Source organism: Pseudomonas sp. BP8 (genome assembly GCF_017875955.1).
Lineage (GTDB): Bacteria > Pseudomonadota > Gammaproteobacteria > Pseudomonadales > Pseudomonadaceae > Aquipseudomonas.
This window is the reverse complement of record NZ_JAGINK010000001.1, coordinates 2,389,435-2,407,302: the sequence shown is the minus strand read 5'-3', so window position 1 is coordinate 2,407,302 and position 17,868 is coordinate 2,389,435. Positions and strand designations below refer to the sequence as shown.

The following is a 17,868-nucleotide window of genomic DNA, read 5'->3' as shown; positions in this document are numbered from 1 at the left end:
GTATCCCCTATGAAATCAGTTCATCAATTTCCTCCGTGGTTAGACGTTTGAGCGCCTCCAGCGATTTAGCCAGTTCTGCCTGAATAGGGTCGATTTGCTGATTTTTCTGTTCGAGGCAACGTGAGAAATCCTCCAGCCGGGGCTGTTCGAACAGTTCTTTCAAGGTGGCGTCGATGCCTGTCGCCTCACGAACGCGCACGATCACTTGGGTGGCGGACAGCGAATGGCCACCCAAGGCGAAGAACCCATCGCCTAGGCCGACCCTCTCGAGCTTAAGCACGTCTGCCCAGATCGCCGCGACCTGCTGCTCCAGCTCACTGCGCGGGGCCACGTAGCTATCCTGCAAAGCGCTTGCGTCGGGTTTGGGCAGGGCCTTGCGGTCCAGCTTGCCGTTGGCGGTCACCGGCAGGCGCTCGAGGAACAGCAGGTGGGTCGGGACCATGTAGTCGGCCAGCCCGAGCCTGAGGTGCTCGCGCAGTTCGCTGCGCAGTGCGTTCTGCTGCTGCGGGTCGGCCGGCGGTTCGCCGGCCACCACCAGGTAGCCGGCCAGTTGCTTGCCACCTGGCCCGTCGATGTCCAGCACCACCGCCTCGCGCACGCTCGGGTGCTCGAGCAGACGTGTCTCGATTTCGCCCAGTTCGATGCGCAGGCCGCGGATCTTCACCTGATGGTCGAGACGGCCTTTGTACTCGATCACCCCGTCGGCCCGATAACGTGCCAGGTCACCGGTGCGGTACAGGCGACCGCCGCCTTGGGCCGTGCTGTCGAAGGGGTCCGGGACGAAGCGTTCCGCGGTCAGCGACGGGCGCCGGTGATAGCCACGGGCCAGGCCAACGCCGCCCAGGTACAGCTCACCGGCGGCTCGCGGGGCGACGCTCTGCAGCCCGGCGCCGAGGATGTGTGTCTTCAGGTTGTCGATCGGCCGGCCGATCGGCACACCGCTCTCGCTGCTCGGGCGGCAGGTCCAGTGGGTGACATCGATGGCCGCTTCGGTCGGGCCATAGAGGTTGTACAACTGGGCGCCGGGCAGCCGCGCCAGGGTCTGTTGCGCCAGCTCTGCGGGCAAGGCTTCGCCGCTGCACACCACGCGCTTGAGACCGCTGCAACGCTCGACCTCGGCGCTGCCCATGAACGCTTGCAACATCGAGGGGACGAAGTGCAGCGTGGTCACCGCGTGCTGCCTGATCACCTCGACCAGCCGCTGCGGATCACGGTGTTCGCCCGGCTGCGCCACGGCCAGGCGTGCGCCGACAAGCAACGGCCAGAAGAACTCCCAGACCGAGACGTCGAAACTGAACGGGGTCTTCTGCAGCACCGTATCGTCGGCGTCGAGGCCGTAGGCCTTCTGCATCCAGCACAGGCGGTTGACCAGGGCGCGATGGCTGTTGCCCGCGCCCTTGGGGCGGCCGGTGGAACCGGAGGTGTAGATCACGTAGGCCAGGTTGTCCGGGCAGGTGCCGTGCACCAGGTTGGCGTCGCTGTAGCCCGGCAGCGGCTCGAGCAGCAGCGGCTGCACACCCTCGGGCACCGGCAACTGCGCCAACAGGTGGGCTTGCGTCAGCAGCAGGCGGATGCCGCTGTCCTGCATCATGTAGGTCAGGCGCTCTGCGGGGTATTCCGGGTCCAGCGGCACATAGGCGCCGCCGGCCTTGAGGATGCCCAGCAGGCCGATGACCATCTCCACGCTGCGTTCGGCAGCGATGCCCACCAGCACGTCCGGCCCTACACCCTGCTCGCGCAGCTTGTGCGCCAACTGGTTGGCGCGCTGGTTCAGCTGGCGATAGCTCAGTGTCTGCTCGGCAAATACCAGTGCCGGGGCGTCCGGGGTGGCGGTGACCTGAGCCTCGATCAGCTCCTGCAGGCACTGCTCGGCCGGGTACGCGACCTGGGTGCGGTTCCAGTCGTGGACCACCTGTTGCTGCTGCGCGGCATTCAGCAGCGCCAGCTCGGCGATACGCTGCTGCGGCTGGGCGACGATGGCGGCCAACAGGTCCTGCCAGTGCCCGGCGAGCTGGGCGATGGTGGCTTCGTCGAACAGCGCAGTGGCGTAGGTCAGCGATACCGCGATGCCAGCCTCGTGCTCCACGGTCTCCAGGGTCAGATCGAACTGCGCGGTGCTGCGCTCCCAGTCCAGGGTCTCGACGGTCAGCCCGGGCAACTGCCGACCCTGCCCGCGCGCTTCGGTCTGGTGGTTGTACATGACCTGGAACAGCGGGCTATGGCTGAGGCTGCGCTCCGGCTGCAGGGCTTCGACCAGTTGCTCGAACGGCAGGTCCTGATGGGCCTGGGCGCCAGAGACGCGTCGCTGGGTCTGCTCGAGCAGCTCAATGAAGGTCGTGCCCAGGTCGAATTCGGCCTTGAGTACCTGAGTGTTGACGAAGAAGCCGATCAGGCCTTCGGTCTCCATTCGATTGCGATTGGCCGTGGGTATGCCGACCCGGATATCGTTCTGCCCGCTGTAGCGGTGCAGCAAGGTCTGGTAGCTGGCCAGCAGGAGCATGAACACTGTCACGCCCTGATCACGCGCCAGCTGTTTGAGGTCGGCGCACAGTGCATCGTCCAGGGTTATATCCAGGCTTGCACCTGCCCGGCTCTGCAAGGCCGGGCGCGGATGGTCGGTCGGCAGCTCCAGCACCGGCTGTTCACCACCGAGCTCCGCCTGCCAGTACGACAGCTGACGCTCCAGCTCGCCCGCTTCCAGGCACTGGCGCTGCCAGATGGCATAGTCGCCATACTGGATCGGCAGGTCCGGCAACGACGCCGGCTGGCCGAGGCGATGCCCCTCGTAGCTGCGGATCCACTCGTCCAGCAGTATCGGCATCGACCAGCCATCGGAGACGATATGGTGCATGACCAGGATCAGCACGTGATCGGTCTCGCTCACCTGCAGCAGCTTCACCCGCCACAGCGGCATCTGCCCCAGGTCGAAGGGTTGGCCGGCCTCTTCTTCGATGCGCCGTGTCAGGCGCTCGGCGAAACCGGCGTCTGCTGCCTTTGCAAAGGGCTCCCGAACTATTTCCACCCGCACGTCTGGGTCAACGACCTGGACAGGCTGGTCGCCGTCCTGGGCAAAAGCGGTACGCAGGCTTTCATGGCGTCGCACCAGGTCTTCAAGGCTGCGCTGCAGCAAGTCGCAATCCAGGGTCCCCTTGAAACGTAAGGCCATGCTGATGTTGTAGGCAGCGCTCTGCGGCTCGAACTGCCAGAGAAACCACTGTCGCCGCTGGGCGTACGACAGGCCGATGGGGCCCCATTCGTCGCGTATCTGCGGGATCGGCAGGCGAGCGAAGCTCATGCCCTTGGACTGCATCTTTTCAAAGAATTGCTTGCGCTGCGCCAATGGCAGATGCAGGAACCGTTTTACCAGCTCGATGTTCTGGGCCGTCATTTCAAACACTCTCCAGTTCTGCCAGGAAATCACTCAACTCATCGACATCCGCTGCGCTGGCAGGCGCCAGCTCAGCCATCGTCGCCACGTAGTCGGCAAGCCGTCCGGCACCGAACAGGGCCGAAAGCGGCACCTCCAGCCCCAGCAGCAACTGCACGCGCTGGGTAGCCTGGACTGCCAGCAGCGAATGCCCGCCCAGCTCGAAGAAGTTGTCGTTGAGGCCGACCCTTTCAAGCTTCAGTACATCGGCCCAGATCGCTGCGACGTCCTGTTCCAGCGGGCTCTGCGGTGCGACGAACTGCTGCTGCAGTTGCGTGGCATCAGGGCTGGGCAACGCTCGTCGATCAAGCTTGCCGTTTGCCGTAAGGGGCAGCGTTTCCAGAAATACCTGGTGGGCAGGCACCATATGCTCGGGCAGTGTCGCCTTGAGGTGCTCGCGCAGGCTCTCGCGCAACGCTGCCGAGGGCGCTTGGGCAGGGATCAGATAGGCAACCAGTTGCGTACCGCTTGGGCCCTCCATGGCGAGTACCACCGCTTCGCGGACTTGCGAGTGCTCCTGCAGCCTGGCCTCGATCTCGCCCAACTCGATACGGAAACCGCGGATCTTCACCTGATGATCGACACGACCGACGTACTCGATCGCACCCTGGATGCGATAGCGTGCCAGATCGCTGGTGCGGTAGAGGCGACCGCCACCCTGCTCGCTGTCATCGAACGGGTCGGGTACGAACCGCTCCGCCGTGAGCGCCGCACGTCGGTGATAGCCACGGGCAAGGCCGGCCTGACCAACGTGCAGTTCGCCATGACAACCAGGGGCGGCGATGTTGAAGTCAGCATCGAGCAGGTACAGCGACTGATCCGGGATCACCTCGCCGATGGGGCTGACGCCATCGCGCTGCAGATCCTCGCGACACACTGGTCGGTAGGTGACATGCACCGTGGTTTCAGTGATGCCGTACATGTTGATCAAGGTCGGCTGGCTGTCGCCGAAGTGGTTGAACCACGGTGCCAGGCTCCCGACATCCAGTGCTTCGCCTCCAAACACGATATAGCGCATGGCAAGCTCAGTCTGACCCTGCGGCCTTGCGCAGGCGTGCGGGATCAGTTGCTTGAACGCCGATGGTGTCTGGTTGAGCACCGTGACCTGCTCACGGACCAGCAGCGCGTGGAAGTCCGCAGGCGATCGGGCAACGTCCTTGGCCACGATCACTGCCTTGGCCCCATGCACCAGCGCACCAAACAGTTCCCAGACCGAGAAATCGAACGCGTAGGAATGGAAGACGCTCCAGACATCCTGGCTGTCGAACCGGAACCAGTCCTGGGTTGCCTGGAACAGGCGCACGACGTTGTGATGGGGCAGCAAGGTCCCTTTGGGCTTGCCGGTAGACCCCGAGGTATAGATCACGTAAGCCAGGTTTGCCGGTTGCGTAAAGTTGACCGGGTTGGCTTCGCTGTAGCCCAGCAGTGGCTCCAGGAGCAGCGGATCGACATCTTCAGGTAGCGGCAAGTGAGCGAGCAGATGCGACTGGGTCAGCAACAGGCGAATACCGCTATCGCTCATCATGTAGGCCAGGCGATCCTCCGGATACTCCGGATCCAGCGGCACATAGGCGCCTCCCGCCTTGAGGATGCCCAGAAGGCCGATGACCATTTCCAGACTGCGATCCACAGCGATCCCCACCAGTACATCCGGGCCCACGCCCTGCTCGCGCAGCCTGTGGGCCAGCTGATTGGCGCGCCGATTGAGATGGCTGTAGCTGAGTGTCCGCTCGCCCGACACCACGGCAATGGCCTCCGGCGTACGCGCGGCCTGGGCTTCGATCATCTGGTGCAGGCATTGATCGGGATGGTGATTAGCAGGCGCTCGATTCCAGTCCTGGATGATTGCCTGCTGCTCCTGTGCGTCAAGCAAGTTCAGTCGAGCGACCACTTGCTGCGGGTCCTCGACCAGCGCCTCCAGCAAGGTACCGAAGTGGCGGGCGATCTGCGCGATGCTTTCTTGCGCGAAACACTGCCGGTCATAGCTGTAGTGCACCGACAGGTGCGTACCTGCGCCAATCGCCAGGGTCAGCGGCACGCTCGACTGTTCATGGCCGTGCACGTTGCCGAATTCGAGCCCGGCGGGTGCGCTCTGCTGCAACGCATCGCCGACCGGGTAGTTCTCGAACACCAGCAGGGTATCGAACAGCCCTTCACCACCCGATCCGGCCCAGCGCTGAATGTCGTACAAGGGGCTGTGCTCGTATTCGCGCAGCGCCAGGTTCTGCGCCTGCAATTGCTGCACCCACTCCGCCACCCGCTGCTGTGGGCGCGGGCTGGCGACCACCGGCAGTGTGTTGATGAACAGCCCCAGCTGTTGCTCGACGCCTCGCAGCTCTGCCGGGCGACCGGATACCGTAGCGCCGAAGCTCACGCACGATTGCCCGGTGTAACGCTGCAGAAGCAGAAGCCATGCCGCCTGCACCACGGTATTGACGGTCACTCGCTGCTGCCGGGCAAAGGCACCCAAAGCCTGCGTCTGCCGCTCGCTCAAGCGCTGCTGGTGCTCACCGTAGCCCGTGCCCAGGCGGGTCTTGTCCTGACGCATGGCCAGCGCCAGGCGCGTGGGCTCATTCAGGTCATGCAACTGCTGCTGCCAGAAGACCTGGCCCTGCTGGGAATCCTGGCGCTGCAGCCATTCGATGTAGTCGCGATAGCGGCCCGTCAGCCCGCTGTTGGCCAGCCCGGCATAGGCCTGGAGCACCTCACCGAGCAACTGCGCATTGCTCCAGCCATCCAGCAGAATGTGATGGCTGGTGAACACCAGATGGCAGGACTTCTCGCTGGTTTGGATCACCGCCAGACGCAGCAGGGGGTCATGCTGCAGGTCGAAGCCCTTGCGCAGGTCCGCATCGGCCCAGCTGTCCAGGGCCGCGCCCTGCTCGGCGACGCCCACCCAGTCCAGGTGCGTGAACGGCAGTTCGAGCTGCCTGCGGATCACCTGCAGAGGGTGCTCGAAGCAGGTCACGAAGTTGGCCCGCAGCACTTCATGGCGATCGACAGCGGCCTGCCAGGCAAGCCTGAAGCGTGGCACGTCGAGCCCTTTGACATCGACGCGCATCTGGTTGATGTAATGCCCGCCGCCCTGCTCGAGCAGGCTGTGGAACAGCATGCCCTGCTGCATCGGCGCAAGGGGATAGAGGTCTTCGATGTGCGCCGCCGGAATCGGCAGGCTGTCCAGCTGGGTCTGGGTAAGCCCGGCCAGCGGGACGTCCGAAGGGGTCAGACCTGACTGGGCATCCTCCAGGCAATGCGCGACGATCGCCTCGAGCTCGGCGGCGAACTGGTCGGCCAGGCGCTGCACCGTATCAACCTCGAACATGTCGCGGCTGAAGGTCCACTCCAGACTCAGCTCACCGGCATAGACCTGGCCATTGATCGACAACCAATTGTCCAGCGGCGCTTCGGTGCTCTGGCTGGCGCCGGCGCTTTCGTCGGCGGGCACCAGGAATGCCGGCGCATCGGCGTGCGCGGCCGGTGCGAAGCTGCCGTCGAACTGCCCCAGGTAGTTGAAGGTGATGCGTGGGGTCGGCAACTGCGCAAGGGCGGCTCGAGCCTGGTCATCGCCCAGGTAACGCAGGGCACCGTAGCCGATGCCTTTGTCCGGGATCGCCCGCAGCTGTTCCTTGATGCGCTTGATCGACGCGTCAAGCGTCTGCTCCGGACTCAGCCGCACCGGGAACACGCTGGTGAACCAGCCCACGGTCCGCGTCAGGTCGAGGGTATCGAACAGGTCTTCACGACCATGCCCTTCCAACTGCACGAGCACGTCGCTGCGCTGGGTCCAGCGTGCGATGACGCGGGCCAACGCGGTCAGCAGCAGGTCGTTGACCTGTGTGCGGTAGGCAGCAGGTGCCTGTTGCAGCAGTTGCCGGGTACTGGCCGAGCCAAGACGGGTGCGGGCGGTGCCGACATGCATGCCATGCAACGAGCCACCAGGGTTGTCACAAGGCAGGTCGGCATCAGCGTGGCCGAGTTGCGCCTGCCAGTAAGCCAACTGCGCCTGCAACGCTTCGCTGCGTGCGTAGGTCTGCAGGTGCCCGGCCCACGCTTGGGTCGAGCTGGTCTTGGCGGGCAGGCCGAATGGCTGGCCAGCGTGCAGCTGGTTGTAGGCGGTTTGCAGGTCTTCGAGCAGTACACGCCAGGAGACCCCGTCCACCACCAAGTGATGGATCGCCAGCAACAAGCGCTGGCTGCCATCCGCGAGGGTCGCCAGCAATGCTCGCAGCAAAGGACCGCGCTGCAGATCGAGGCTACCTTGAACCTCATCGCACAACGCTTCGAGGACCTCTGCATCAGCCACCGTAGCCTGCCACAGCAGACCTTGCTGTGGGTCGGGCGAGCCGTAATGGGCCGTCCACTCGCCCCCTGCACAATCAAAGCGCAGGCGCAGAGCGTCATGGTGGATTACCAGGGCCTGAAGCGCCTGCTCCAGCGCCTGGCTGTCGAGCGCCTCGCCTGCCTTGAGCAGCAGCGCCTGGTTCCAGTGGTGGCGCTGGGCAATGTCCTGCTCGAAGAACGCTTGCTGGATCGGCAACAGCAGGGTCTGGCCACTGGCAGCCTTCTGCTCGATCAACAGGCCGCCTTCGCCCCCTTGCCGGGCGACCGAGGCCAACCCTTGGACGGTCTGGTGCTGGAACAGCTCTTTGGGAGTGAAGCGAATTCCCGCCTGGCGCGCACGGCTGACCACCTGGATCGAAATGATGGAATCGCCACCCAGTTCGAAGAAGTTATCGGACAGCCCCACCTTGTCGACTTTCAGCACATCCGCCCAGATCCCGGCGATGGTCTGCTCCAGCGCGTTTCGAGGTGCGACGTACACCTGCTGCAGCTGGCTGACGTCGGGCGTGGGCAGGCCCTTGCGGTCCAGCTTGCCATTGGGCGTGAGCGGCAACTTGTCGAGGAAGACCAGGTGGGTGGGCACCATGTAGTCCGGCAAGATCGCCTTGAGGTGATCGCGCAACTCGCTGCGCAGCAGGCTCTGCCCCTGCAGGTCGTCGAGTTGCACATCCGCGCTGACCAGATACGCAGCCAGCTGCTTGCCGCCTGGACCCTGGATGTCGATCACCACGCTTTCGCGCACTGCCGGGTGATCCTGCAACCGCGCCTCGATCTCGCCAAGCTCGATACGAAAACCGCGGATCTTCACCTGATGGTCGATACGCCCCAGATAGTCGACCAGACCGTCGGCCCGGGTGCGGGTCAGGTCACCACTGCGGTACACGCGCTCGCCGTTCGCAGCGAACGGGTCGGGCACGAAGCGCTCGGCGGTCAGCCCTGGGCGGTCGAGATAGCCCCGCGCCAGGCAGAGCCCGCCGAGGAACAGCTCGCCACTGTGACCCAACGGCACCAGGTTGAGGCTGGCGTCAAGCACATAACTGCGGCGGCACCCGACCAGGCGGCCGATAGGGGCGTAGGCCGCGCCGCAGGTATCGCCAGGCGACGCGCTCCAGAGCAGCGGTGTGACCACGGTTTCAGTCGGCCCGTAGCCGTTGAAGATGTATTGCGGGCGCAGGGCCTGCCAGGCCAGCTCGTAACCGGCTTGCGGCACGGCATCACCGCCAAAGCAGTAGATGCGCACCGGCGGCGGGTTGCCCACGCGCAGGGCATGCTCGGCCAGCTGTTGCAGATAGACCGGCGGGAACACCGCAATGGTCACGCCATGCCGGTGCATCTCGGCGTAGGCCTGCTCGGGCAGCCACAGGCTGTCGTCGCGCACCAGCACACTGGCGCCGTTGATCAGCAGGTGCATCCAGGCCTCATGGGCGCCATCGAAGGCAAATGACATGAAGTGCAGCTCGCAATCCTGCGGGCCGGTTTCATAGCGCTCACCGTTGGCCAGGATGTGCGAGGCCAGCGGCCCATGCGCCACGGCGACGCCCTTGGGCATGCCGGTCGAGCCCGAGGTGTAGATCACATAGGCAAGGTTGTGCCTGGACAACGCCACCTCGGGTGCCGTGTCCGGGCCTTGCTGCCAGGCGGCCGGCAGGTCCACCGCCAACGTCGGCAAACCCTGAGGGATCGGCAGCGTGCCCAGCACATCGCTCTGGGTCAGCACCAATGCCGCGGCGCAGTCCTGCATCATGTAGCGCAGGCGGTCCTGCGGATAGGCGATGTCCAGCGGTACATACACACCACCTGCCTTGAGCACCGCCATGAACGCCACCATGATGTCGGTGCAGCGGCGCATGGCGATGACTACCCTGACCTCGGGGCCGACGCCCTGCTCGATCAGGCGGTGCGCCAGGCGATTGGCCTGCGCATCGAGTTGGCGGTAGCTCAGGCGTTGATCGTCGAAGCGGATCGCGATGGCTTCGGGCGTGCGGGCGACCTGGTCGGCGAACAGTTGATGGACGAAACGGTCGTCCGGATGATCGTCGCCGGTCTGGTCCCACGCTGCCAACAGCTGCTCACGCTCGTGGCTGCCCAGCATCGCCAGCTCGGCGACGCGCTGATGGGGTTGTCGCACGATGTCGGCCAGCAGATTGCACCAGTGCTGCGCCAGCGCCTCGATGCGCGGACGGTCGAACAGCGACGTGGCATAGACCAGCGAAGCGCCCAGACCTTCGGCATGCTCGAAGGTGTCCAGAGTCAGGTCGAACTGTGCGGTATAGCGCTCCCAGGCCAGGCCTTGAACTTCCAGCCCGGGCAGGCTGCGCGTCTGCCCCCGGAGCTCGGACTGGTGATTGTAGAGCGCCTGGAACAGCGGGCTGTGGCTCAGGCTGCGTTCGGGGTGCAGCGCCTCGACCAACTGCTCGAACGGCAGGTCCTGATGAGCCTGGGCCGCCAGGGCGGTCAGGCGCGTCTGTTCGAGCAACTGGCTGAAGGTGGTGTGCAGGTCGAAGTCGGCCTTGAGCACCTGGGTATTGACGAAGAAGCCGATCAGGCGTTCGGTTTCCAGGCGATTGCGGTTAGCGATCGGCACCCCGACGCGAATGTCGTCCTGCCCCGAATAGCGGTGCAACAGGGTCTGGAAACTGGCCAGCAGCAGCATGAACAGGCTGACGCCCTGCTGCTGGGCCAATGCCTTGAGCGAGTCCACCAGGTCGCGATCCAGGTCGATGGCGATACTGGCGCCGGCGAAGTCCTGGGTAGCCGGGCGTGGGCGATCGCCGGGCAGTTCGAGAACCGGTTGGCGGTCTCCCAGCTGGCCCTTCCAGTAGGCCAGCTGGCGCTCTCGCTCACCGGCCTCCATCCACTGCCGCTGCCATACGGCGTAGTCGGCGTACTGCACAGGCAGTTCAGGCAGCTCGACCGTTTGCCCAGTGCGCAGCCCTTGGTACAACTGCACCAGCTCATCGACCATCACCGGCATCGACCAGCCATCGGAGACGATATGGTGCAAGGTCAGTACGAGGACATGGTCATCTTGTGCCACGCGTAACAGTTTCACGCGCAGCAACGGCCCGTGCTCCAGGTCGAAGGGGCATTGCGTCTCTGCCTCGGCCAGACGCTTGAGCAGCGCGGCCAGGTCGTCCCCCTCGCGCAGTTCGACCACCTCGCTTGGCAGGTTGAACGGCTGCGCTGGATGGATCACTTGCAGGGCATGGTCACCCGCCTGGCGGAAGGTAGTACGCAGGGTCTCGTGTCGCGCGATCAACGCTTCGAAGCTCAGGCGCAGTGCATCGACATCCAGATCGCCGCGCAGGCGCAGGACCGTGGCCATGTTGTAGGCGGTGCTTTCAGGTGCCATCTGCCAAAAGAACCACTGCCGCTGCTGGGCGTAGGACAAGGCCAACGGCTGCGTACGGTCGACCGGCTGCAACGCCGGGGCGGGCGCGTCCGTGCCCTGCCCGATCAATGCGACGAAATCAACCAGTAGCGGGGCTTCGAACAGCGTGCGCAGGGGTATTTCCAGGCCCAGGGCCTGGCGGATGCGCGAGGTGACTTGGGTGGCCAGCAACGAATGCCCGCCCAGTTCGAAGAAATGATCGGTCAGACCGATACGGTCTACCTTGAGGACCTGGGCCCAGATGGCAGCGATCTGTCTTTCACGTTCGCTGCGAGCGGGCACATAGGCAGGCTGGTCAAGATTCAGCTCGGGCTGTGGCAGCGCCTTGCGGTCCAGCTTGCCGTTCGGCGTCAGCGGCAACGCGCCGAGGAACATCAGGTGCGCCGGAACCATGTAGTCCGGCAATGCGCCCTTGAGGTGGCTTGCCAGGTTTTCGCGCAACGCATCCTGCTGTTCGAGAGCACCCTCGATCACCAGATAGGCGACCAGTTGCTTGCCGGTCGGCCCGTCGATGTCGATCACCTGTGCTTCGCGCACCTTGGCATGCTCTTGCAGCCGCGCTTCGATCTCGCCCAGCTCGATGCGCAGGCCGCGAATCTTGACTTGATGGTCGATGCGACCGACATAGTCGATAACACCATCGACACGGTAGCTCGCCAGATCGCCGGTACGGTACAAACGCCCGCCGCCGACCGGGTCGAACGGGTCGGGAATGAAACGCTCGGCGGTCAATGCCGGGCGGTTGAAATAACCACGGGCGAGGCAGCCGCGGCCACCGATCAGCAGTTCGTTCACCCAACCGACCGGGGCCAAGCCAAGGCCATCGTCACAGACGTACGTCACCCTGCCGCCCACCGCCCGACCGATCGGCACGATGGCTTTGCCACCGGCACCGGGCTGCAAGCCGGCGCAGTCCTGCACGGTGGTCACCACGGTCGCTTCGGTAGGCCCATAGGTATTGAGCAGACGCGCCTGCTGCAGGCCGCTGGCGTACCAGTCGCCGAGACTTTCCATCGGCATGGCCTCACCCCCCACGTGCACCTGACGCAGCGACGCGCAGGCGCCGGCAGGCAGTTTTTCCGCCGCCAACATGCGCCAGTAGGCGGTGGTCAGGTCCGCCACGGTGATGCCGTGGGTGACGATGGCCTGCTTGAGGGTTTCGATGTCCCACAGCTGCGGTCCGCGCATGACCACCCGGGCACCGCAACACAAGGCTGGGTAAAGCTGCTCGACGAAGCCATCGAAGTTGACCGTGGCAAACTGCAGCACCCGATCACTGGCGTCGAGTCGCGAATAGTCAGCCGCCACGCTGCAGAACACCGACAGTTCTCGATGAGCGACGGCCACACCTTTCGGCTTGCCGGTGGATCCGGAGGTGTAGATCACGTAGGCAAGGTTGTCGGCGACAGTCAGGTTCACCGGGTTGGCTGTGCTGTAGTTGTCCAGCCATTGCTCATCCGCCTGCATTTCCAGGCAGGTCACTGCAGGGGAAATCGGCAGCGTCGGTGCCAGGTGAGGCTGGGTCAGGAGCAGGTAAATGCCGCTGTCCTGCATCATGAAACGCAGGCGTTCCTGCGGGTATTGCGGGTCGAGCGGCACATAGGCAGCACCGGCCTTGAGGATGCCCAGCAGGCCTACCACCATGTCCAGGCTGCGTTCCACGGCGATGCCGACACGCACATCAGGCCCCACGCCAAGTTCGCGCAGCTTGTGGGCCAGCTGGTTGGCGCGGCGGTTGAGTGCGTGGTAAGTCAGCGTCTGATCATCGAGGACCAGCGCCGTGGCCTGCGGTGCGCGCTGGGCCTGCGCCTCGAACAGCTGATGCACGCCAAGGTCTTCGGCGAAACGCAAGGGGGCCGAGTCGACGGCTTCGAGTGCCAGCGTGTGCTGGGCTGCGGTGAGCAGTGGCAACTCGGCGACCGGCAATGCCGCCTCACTGGCCAGTGCGCCCAGCAGGTTGACCCAGACCGATGCCAGGCGCTCGATCCGCTCGACGTCGAACAGGTCCGATGCATAGCCGAAGGAGGCGATCACGCCATCGCTGCGTTCGAGGGTGTCCAGCGACAGGTCGAACTGCGTGGTGTGCTCGACCAGGTCGACCTCCTCGACGCTCAGCCCTTGCACGCTGTCGCCGGAGACCCGCTCGCCAAGATTGCTCAGGTGGTTGTACATGACCTGGAACAGCGGGTTGTGGCCCAAGCCCCGCTCGGGCTTGAGCGCTTCCACCAGTACGTCGAAGGGGATGTCCTTGTTCGCCTGAGCCTGCAGGGTGGTCTCCTTGACCGCCAGCAGCAAGTGCCTGAAGGACTGCAACGGGTCGACCGCCACGCGAGCGACCAGCGTGTTGACGAAGAAACCGATCAGACCTTCCAGCTCGAGGCGATTGCGGTTGGTCACCGGGATGCCGATGTTGAGCGTTTCGCGTCCGCTGTAGCGCGACAGCAGCAGTGCGAACGAGGCCAGGAACACATGGAACAGCGTGGCATTGGCGGCAACCGCCAGGCGCTGCAGATCGGCCGTGAGCGCGGCTGGCAGGAGCACATCCACGCGCCCGCCTCGATAGCTTTGGACCTGAGGACGAATACGGTCGGCAGGCAGCTCGAGGACTGCAAAATCGTCTTCCAGCGTGGCTTTCCAGAATGCCAGCTGAGCCTGCAGCTCGCCCGAGGCCAGACGTTCGCGCTGCCAGGCGGCGTAATCGGCGTATTGCACTGCCAGCGCCTGGCGTTCGAGCGGCTGCCCGGTGGTGTGAGCGTTGTAGACGGCAGCCAGCTCGCGGACCATGACGCTCATGGACCAGCCGTCCGAGACGATGTGGTGCAACAGCACGGTCAGCACTTGCTCCTGCGAGCCACCCTGGAACAGCTTGACCCGGATCAGTGGACCCTGTTCGAGGTCGAAGGGGGTGAGCGCTTCGTCCTGTATGCGCTGCTGCAGCGCCTGGCCGTCCGCCGCACTGAGGTCATGAAATTCGATGATCGGCGATGCTGCGGGCAGTACGCGCTGCAGGGGGATGCCGTCATGCTCTTCAAAGACCGTGCGCAGGGATTCGTGGCGCATCACCAGCGCATCGAACGCGGCCTGTATGGCGGCGCGGTCCACCTGACCTTGCAAGCGTACGGCCAGGGGGGTGTTGTAGGCGGTGCTCTGCGGGTGCAGCTTCCAGAACATCCACTGGCGATACTGAGCATGCGAAACCTGCAGCGCGGTCGTCCGGTCCAGGGCCTGGATTTCCCCTCCGGCGACCTGCTCCAGCCCCTGCAGCGCTTCGGCGAAACCGGCCAGGTCGGCAGTGTCGAAGAGCACCCGCAAGGCCACGTCCAGGCGCAGTTGCTGCCTGATCCGCGAGACTACCTGGGTAGCCAGCAACGAATGCCCACCCAAGGCGAAGAAGTTGTCGTCGAGGCCGACCTGGTTCTGTTGCAGCACGTCGGCCCAGATGGCCGCGACCTGGCTCTGCAGCACTGTCTCTGGAGCGCGGTAAACGGCCGTGACAGCGACCGGTTCAGGCAGCGCCTTGACGTCGACCTTGCCGTTGAGGGTCACTGGCAGACGCTCCAGCAGCATCAGGTAATGCGGCACCAGATGCTCGGGCAGGGCCAGCTTCAGCGCGGCCCGAATGCCGTCGACGACGGCTTGACGGGCCTCGTCCTGTGCTGGCCAGCGCTGGGGGACCAGGTAGGCGGCCAGCTGCCGATCGGCGTCTTCGCCAACCACTCGCACAACGGCGCTTTCGATCCCCGGCAACTGCCGCAGACAGGTATCAAGCTCGGCCAGTTCGACGCGGTAGCCGCGAATCTTCACCTGGCCATCGATACGTCCGGCGAAAACGCGTTCACCGTCAGCATCCAGGCGTATCCAGTCGCCGCTACGGTACATCCTCGCACCTTCGGTACCGCTGGGGTCGGGCACGAAACGCTCGGCGGTGAGCGCCGCCTGGCCCAGGTAGCCACGCGCAAGCCCTGCACCGGCGATATAGAGCTCTCCCCTGGCCTTGCCGGGCACCGGTTGCAGACAGCTGTCCAGCACATGGGCGCGCAGGTTTTCCAGGGGCTGGCCGAGCAGCGGCAGATCCTGCAGGGCATGGGTAAGGACACCGACCGTGGTTTCGGTAGGGCCGTAGTGGTTGATCACGTCGAGGCCGGGCGCCAAAGCCTTGATCCGGCCCAGAAGTGCCGCGCTGCAGGCTTCGCCCCCGACCACCAGGCAGCGCCGTGGCAAGGCCTCGGCGCCGGCGGCGAGCATGGCCTGCAAGTGCGAGGGGACGATTTTCAGTGCATCGATGGCATGGGTCTGCAGGTAGGCGGCGAAGACCTCGGCGTCGAGCACCGTCTCCTTGGGCAGCATGTGCAGGGTCTTGCCGTAGCACAGCGCACCGAACAGCATGGTGTGGCCAAGGTCGGCCGCAGGCGTGGTGACCATCGCCAGGCTGCTGATCTGGTCCATTGGCAGGCGTTGGCTCACGCCGCGCACATAGTTGACCAAGGCGCCGTGGCTGACCGCGACGCCCTTGGGCTTGCCAGTGGTGCCGGAGGTGTAGATGACATAGGCAAGGTTGTCTGCATGGACCGCCACCTTGGGCGCCGACGCTGGCGGGTAGTCGCCCTCGAGGGCGATCGCCGTCACGCCTTGGGGCAGGCTGATCTGCCCTGCTCGGCCAAGCACCCAGTTGACCGCGCTATCGGCAAGCATGAAGTTGATGCGAGACTGGGGCTGGTCAGGGTCCAGCGGCAGGTAGGCGGCCCCGGCCTTGAGCACGGCCAGGATGCCGATAAGCATCTCGCAGGAGCGGTCGGCCACCACGCCGACCCGCTGGTCCACCTGTACGCCACGATCGAGCAGTGCCTGAGCCAGGGCATCCGAGCGTGCCTGCAAAGTGGCATAGCTGATCCGACCGGCGTCTGCGCTCGCTGCCAGGCCCTGCAAGTTGCGCTTGGCGGCCGTTTCGATCAGGTGATGAACGCACAGGTCGGGCTCTGGCGAACCGGCAGCTTGCTGCTCCACCCAGTTCGCCGCCTGAGTCGCCAAGGGCAGCTCGCCAACCGGAGTGGCGGATGATTGGGTCAGCCCATCGAGCAGTCGCAGCCAGTCTTCGCCGAAACCGATGATCGTGGTTTCTTCGAAGACATCCAGCGCATAGGTGAGCACAGCGTGCAGACGCCCGGCGCTTTCATAAGTGTCGAGGGATAAGTCGAAGCGAGCGCTGTGCTTGTCCAGGGCGACCTTTTCCAGCGTCAGCCCGCTACCAAGGCGGACCTGACCGGCGTCGGCGATAGCCGCCTGATGGTTGAACAGCACCTGGAACAACGGGCTCTGCGCGCTGCTGCGGTCCAGGTCGAGCGCCTCGACCAGGCGCTCGAACGGCAGGTCCTGGTGCGCCTGGGCCCCGAGGGCGGTGTCCTTGACCCGGCCGAGCAGTTGGCTCACATCCATGAGCGGGTCGATATCGGTATGCAGCACCTGGGTGTTGATGAAGCAGCCGATCAAGCCCTCGACTTCGGTACGGTGACGGTTGGCGACCGGAACGCCGACGCGGATCGCGCGCTGGCCACTGTAGCGTTGCAGCAGCAGCTTGAACGATGCCAGCAGCACCATGAACAGGGTGACGCCCTGGGCACTGGCCAACGCCCTGAGACGCTCGGCGAGCGCCGGATCGATCTGCAACTCGCGCCGTGCGCCGCGGTGGCTCTGTGCACCAACACGCGGATGGTCGAACGGCAACTCCAGCACGGCATGATCATCACCCAGTTTGTCGCGCCAGTAGCTCAGCTGACGCTCCTGCTCACCGGCTTCCAGCCAGCTGCGTTGCCACAGCGCATAGTCGCGGTACTGGATGGGCAGAGCCGGCAGGATCGCTTCGCTGCGCTGACACGCGGCATCGTACAAACGCACGAACTCGTCGATCAGTACATTCAGCGACCAGCCGTCGGCAACGATGTGGTGCAGGGTAAGCAGCAACACGTGCTCGTCGGTGGCCAGTTGCAGCAGGTTCACGCGCAGCAGCGGTCCCTGCAGCAGGTTGAAAGGTGCCTGCGCTTCGGCTTCGGCCAGAGACGCGACACGGGCCTCGCGTTGCGCCATTGCCAAGGCGGTTAGGTCATGCTCGACGATGGCGACTGCCTGTGCGGCGACAACGTCCTGGTACAGGTGCTCGCCCTGGGTGCGCAGGCGCGTACGCAGGCTCTCGTGGCGCGCGACCAGACGATCGAACGCCTGCTGCAGGGCTGGGCGGTCGAGCTGGCCTTGCAGGCGCACGGCCATGGGCAGGTTGTAGGCCGCGCCCTGCGGGTCCAACTGCCAGAGAAACGACATGCGTCGCTGGGCATAGGACAACCCATCGCGCTCATCGCAGGCAACATCGGCAGGGATCGGAAACACGGAAAAGTCGACGCCCTCTGCCTGTAGCCCAGCCAGGAACAAACGGCGTTTTTCCGGCGGCAGTTCGATAAAGCGGCGAGCGAGTTTCAACGAGTTTTCGGCATTCATGCGATGCGTCCTTAGCGATAGGAAGCGGGACCACAGGGCCCAGTCATCCCTCAAAGACGAAACAGCCGCGAGCTGATTTAGCCCAAGCCCCGGCCACCGACGACAGCCCGGGCTGCTCGATTAAATCGCCGGGAAGGCGACTCGTCTGAACGTCATGCCTACCCTCCAGAAGGGGCCTCGCGATGCTCTCCACCCCTGGGCAGCCCCAATAGTTCGTTTCCCG

General features: G+C 64.8%; 2 protein-coding genes. Both read right to left on the bottom strand.

What is annotated here, in order from left to right; genetic code table 11:
- Nucleotides 1-7: 7 nt before the first annotated feature.
- Complete coding sequence (locus J3B00_RS10530) at nucleotides 8-3,388, bottom strand: non-ribosomal peptide synthetase (protein ID WP_209867421.1); 3,381 nt, start codon at nucleotides 3,386-3,388, stop codon at nucleotides 8-10.
- A gap of 1 nt (nucleotide 3,389) precedes the next feature.
- Entirely contained in the window at nucleotides 3,390-17,645 is a 14,256-nt protein-coding gene (locus J3B00_RS10525) for a non-ribosomal peptide synthase/polyketide synthase (RefSeq protein ID WP_209867420.1), read from the bottom strand.
- Between the last annotated feature and the right edge of the window lie 223 nt (nucleotides 17,646-17,868).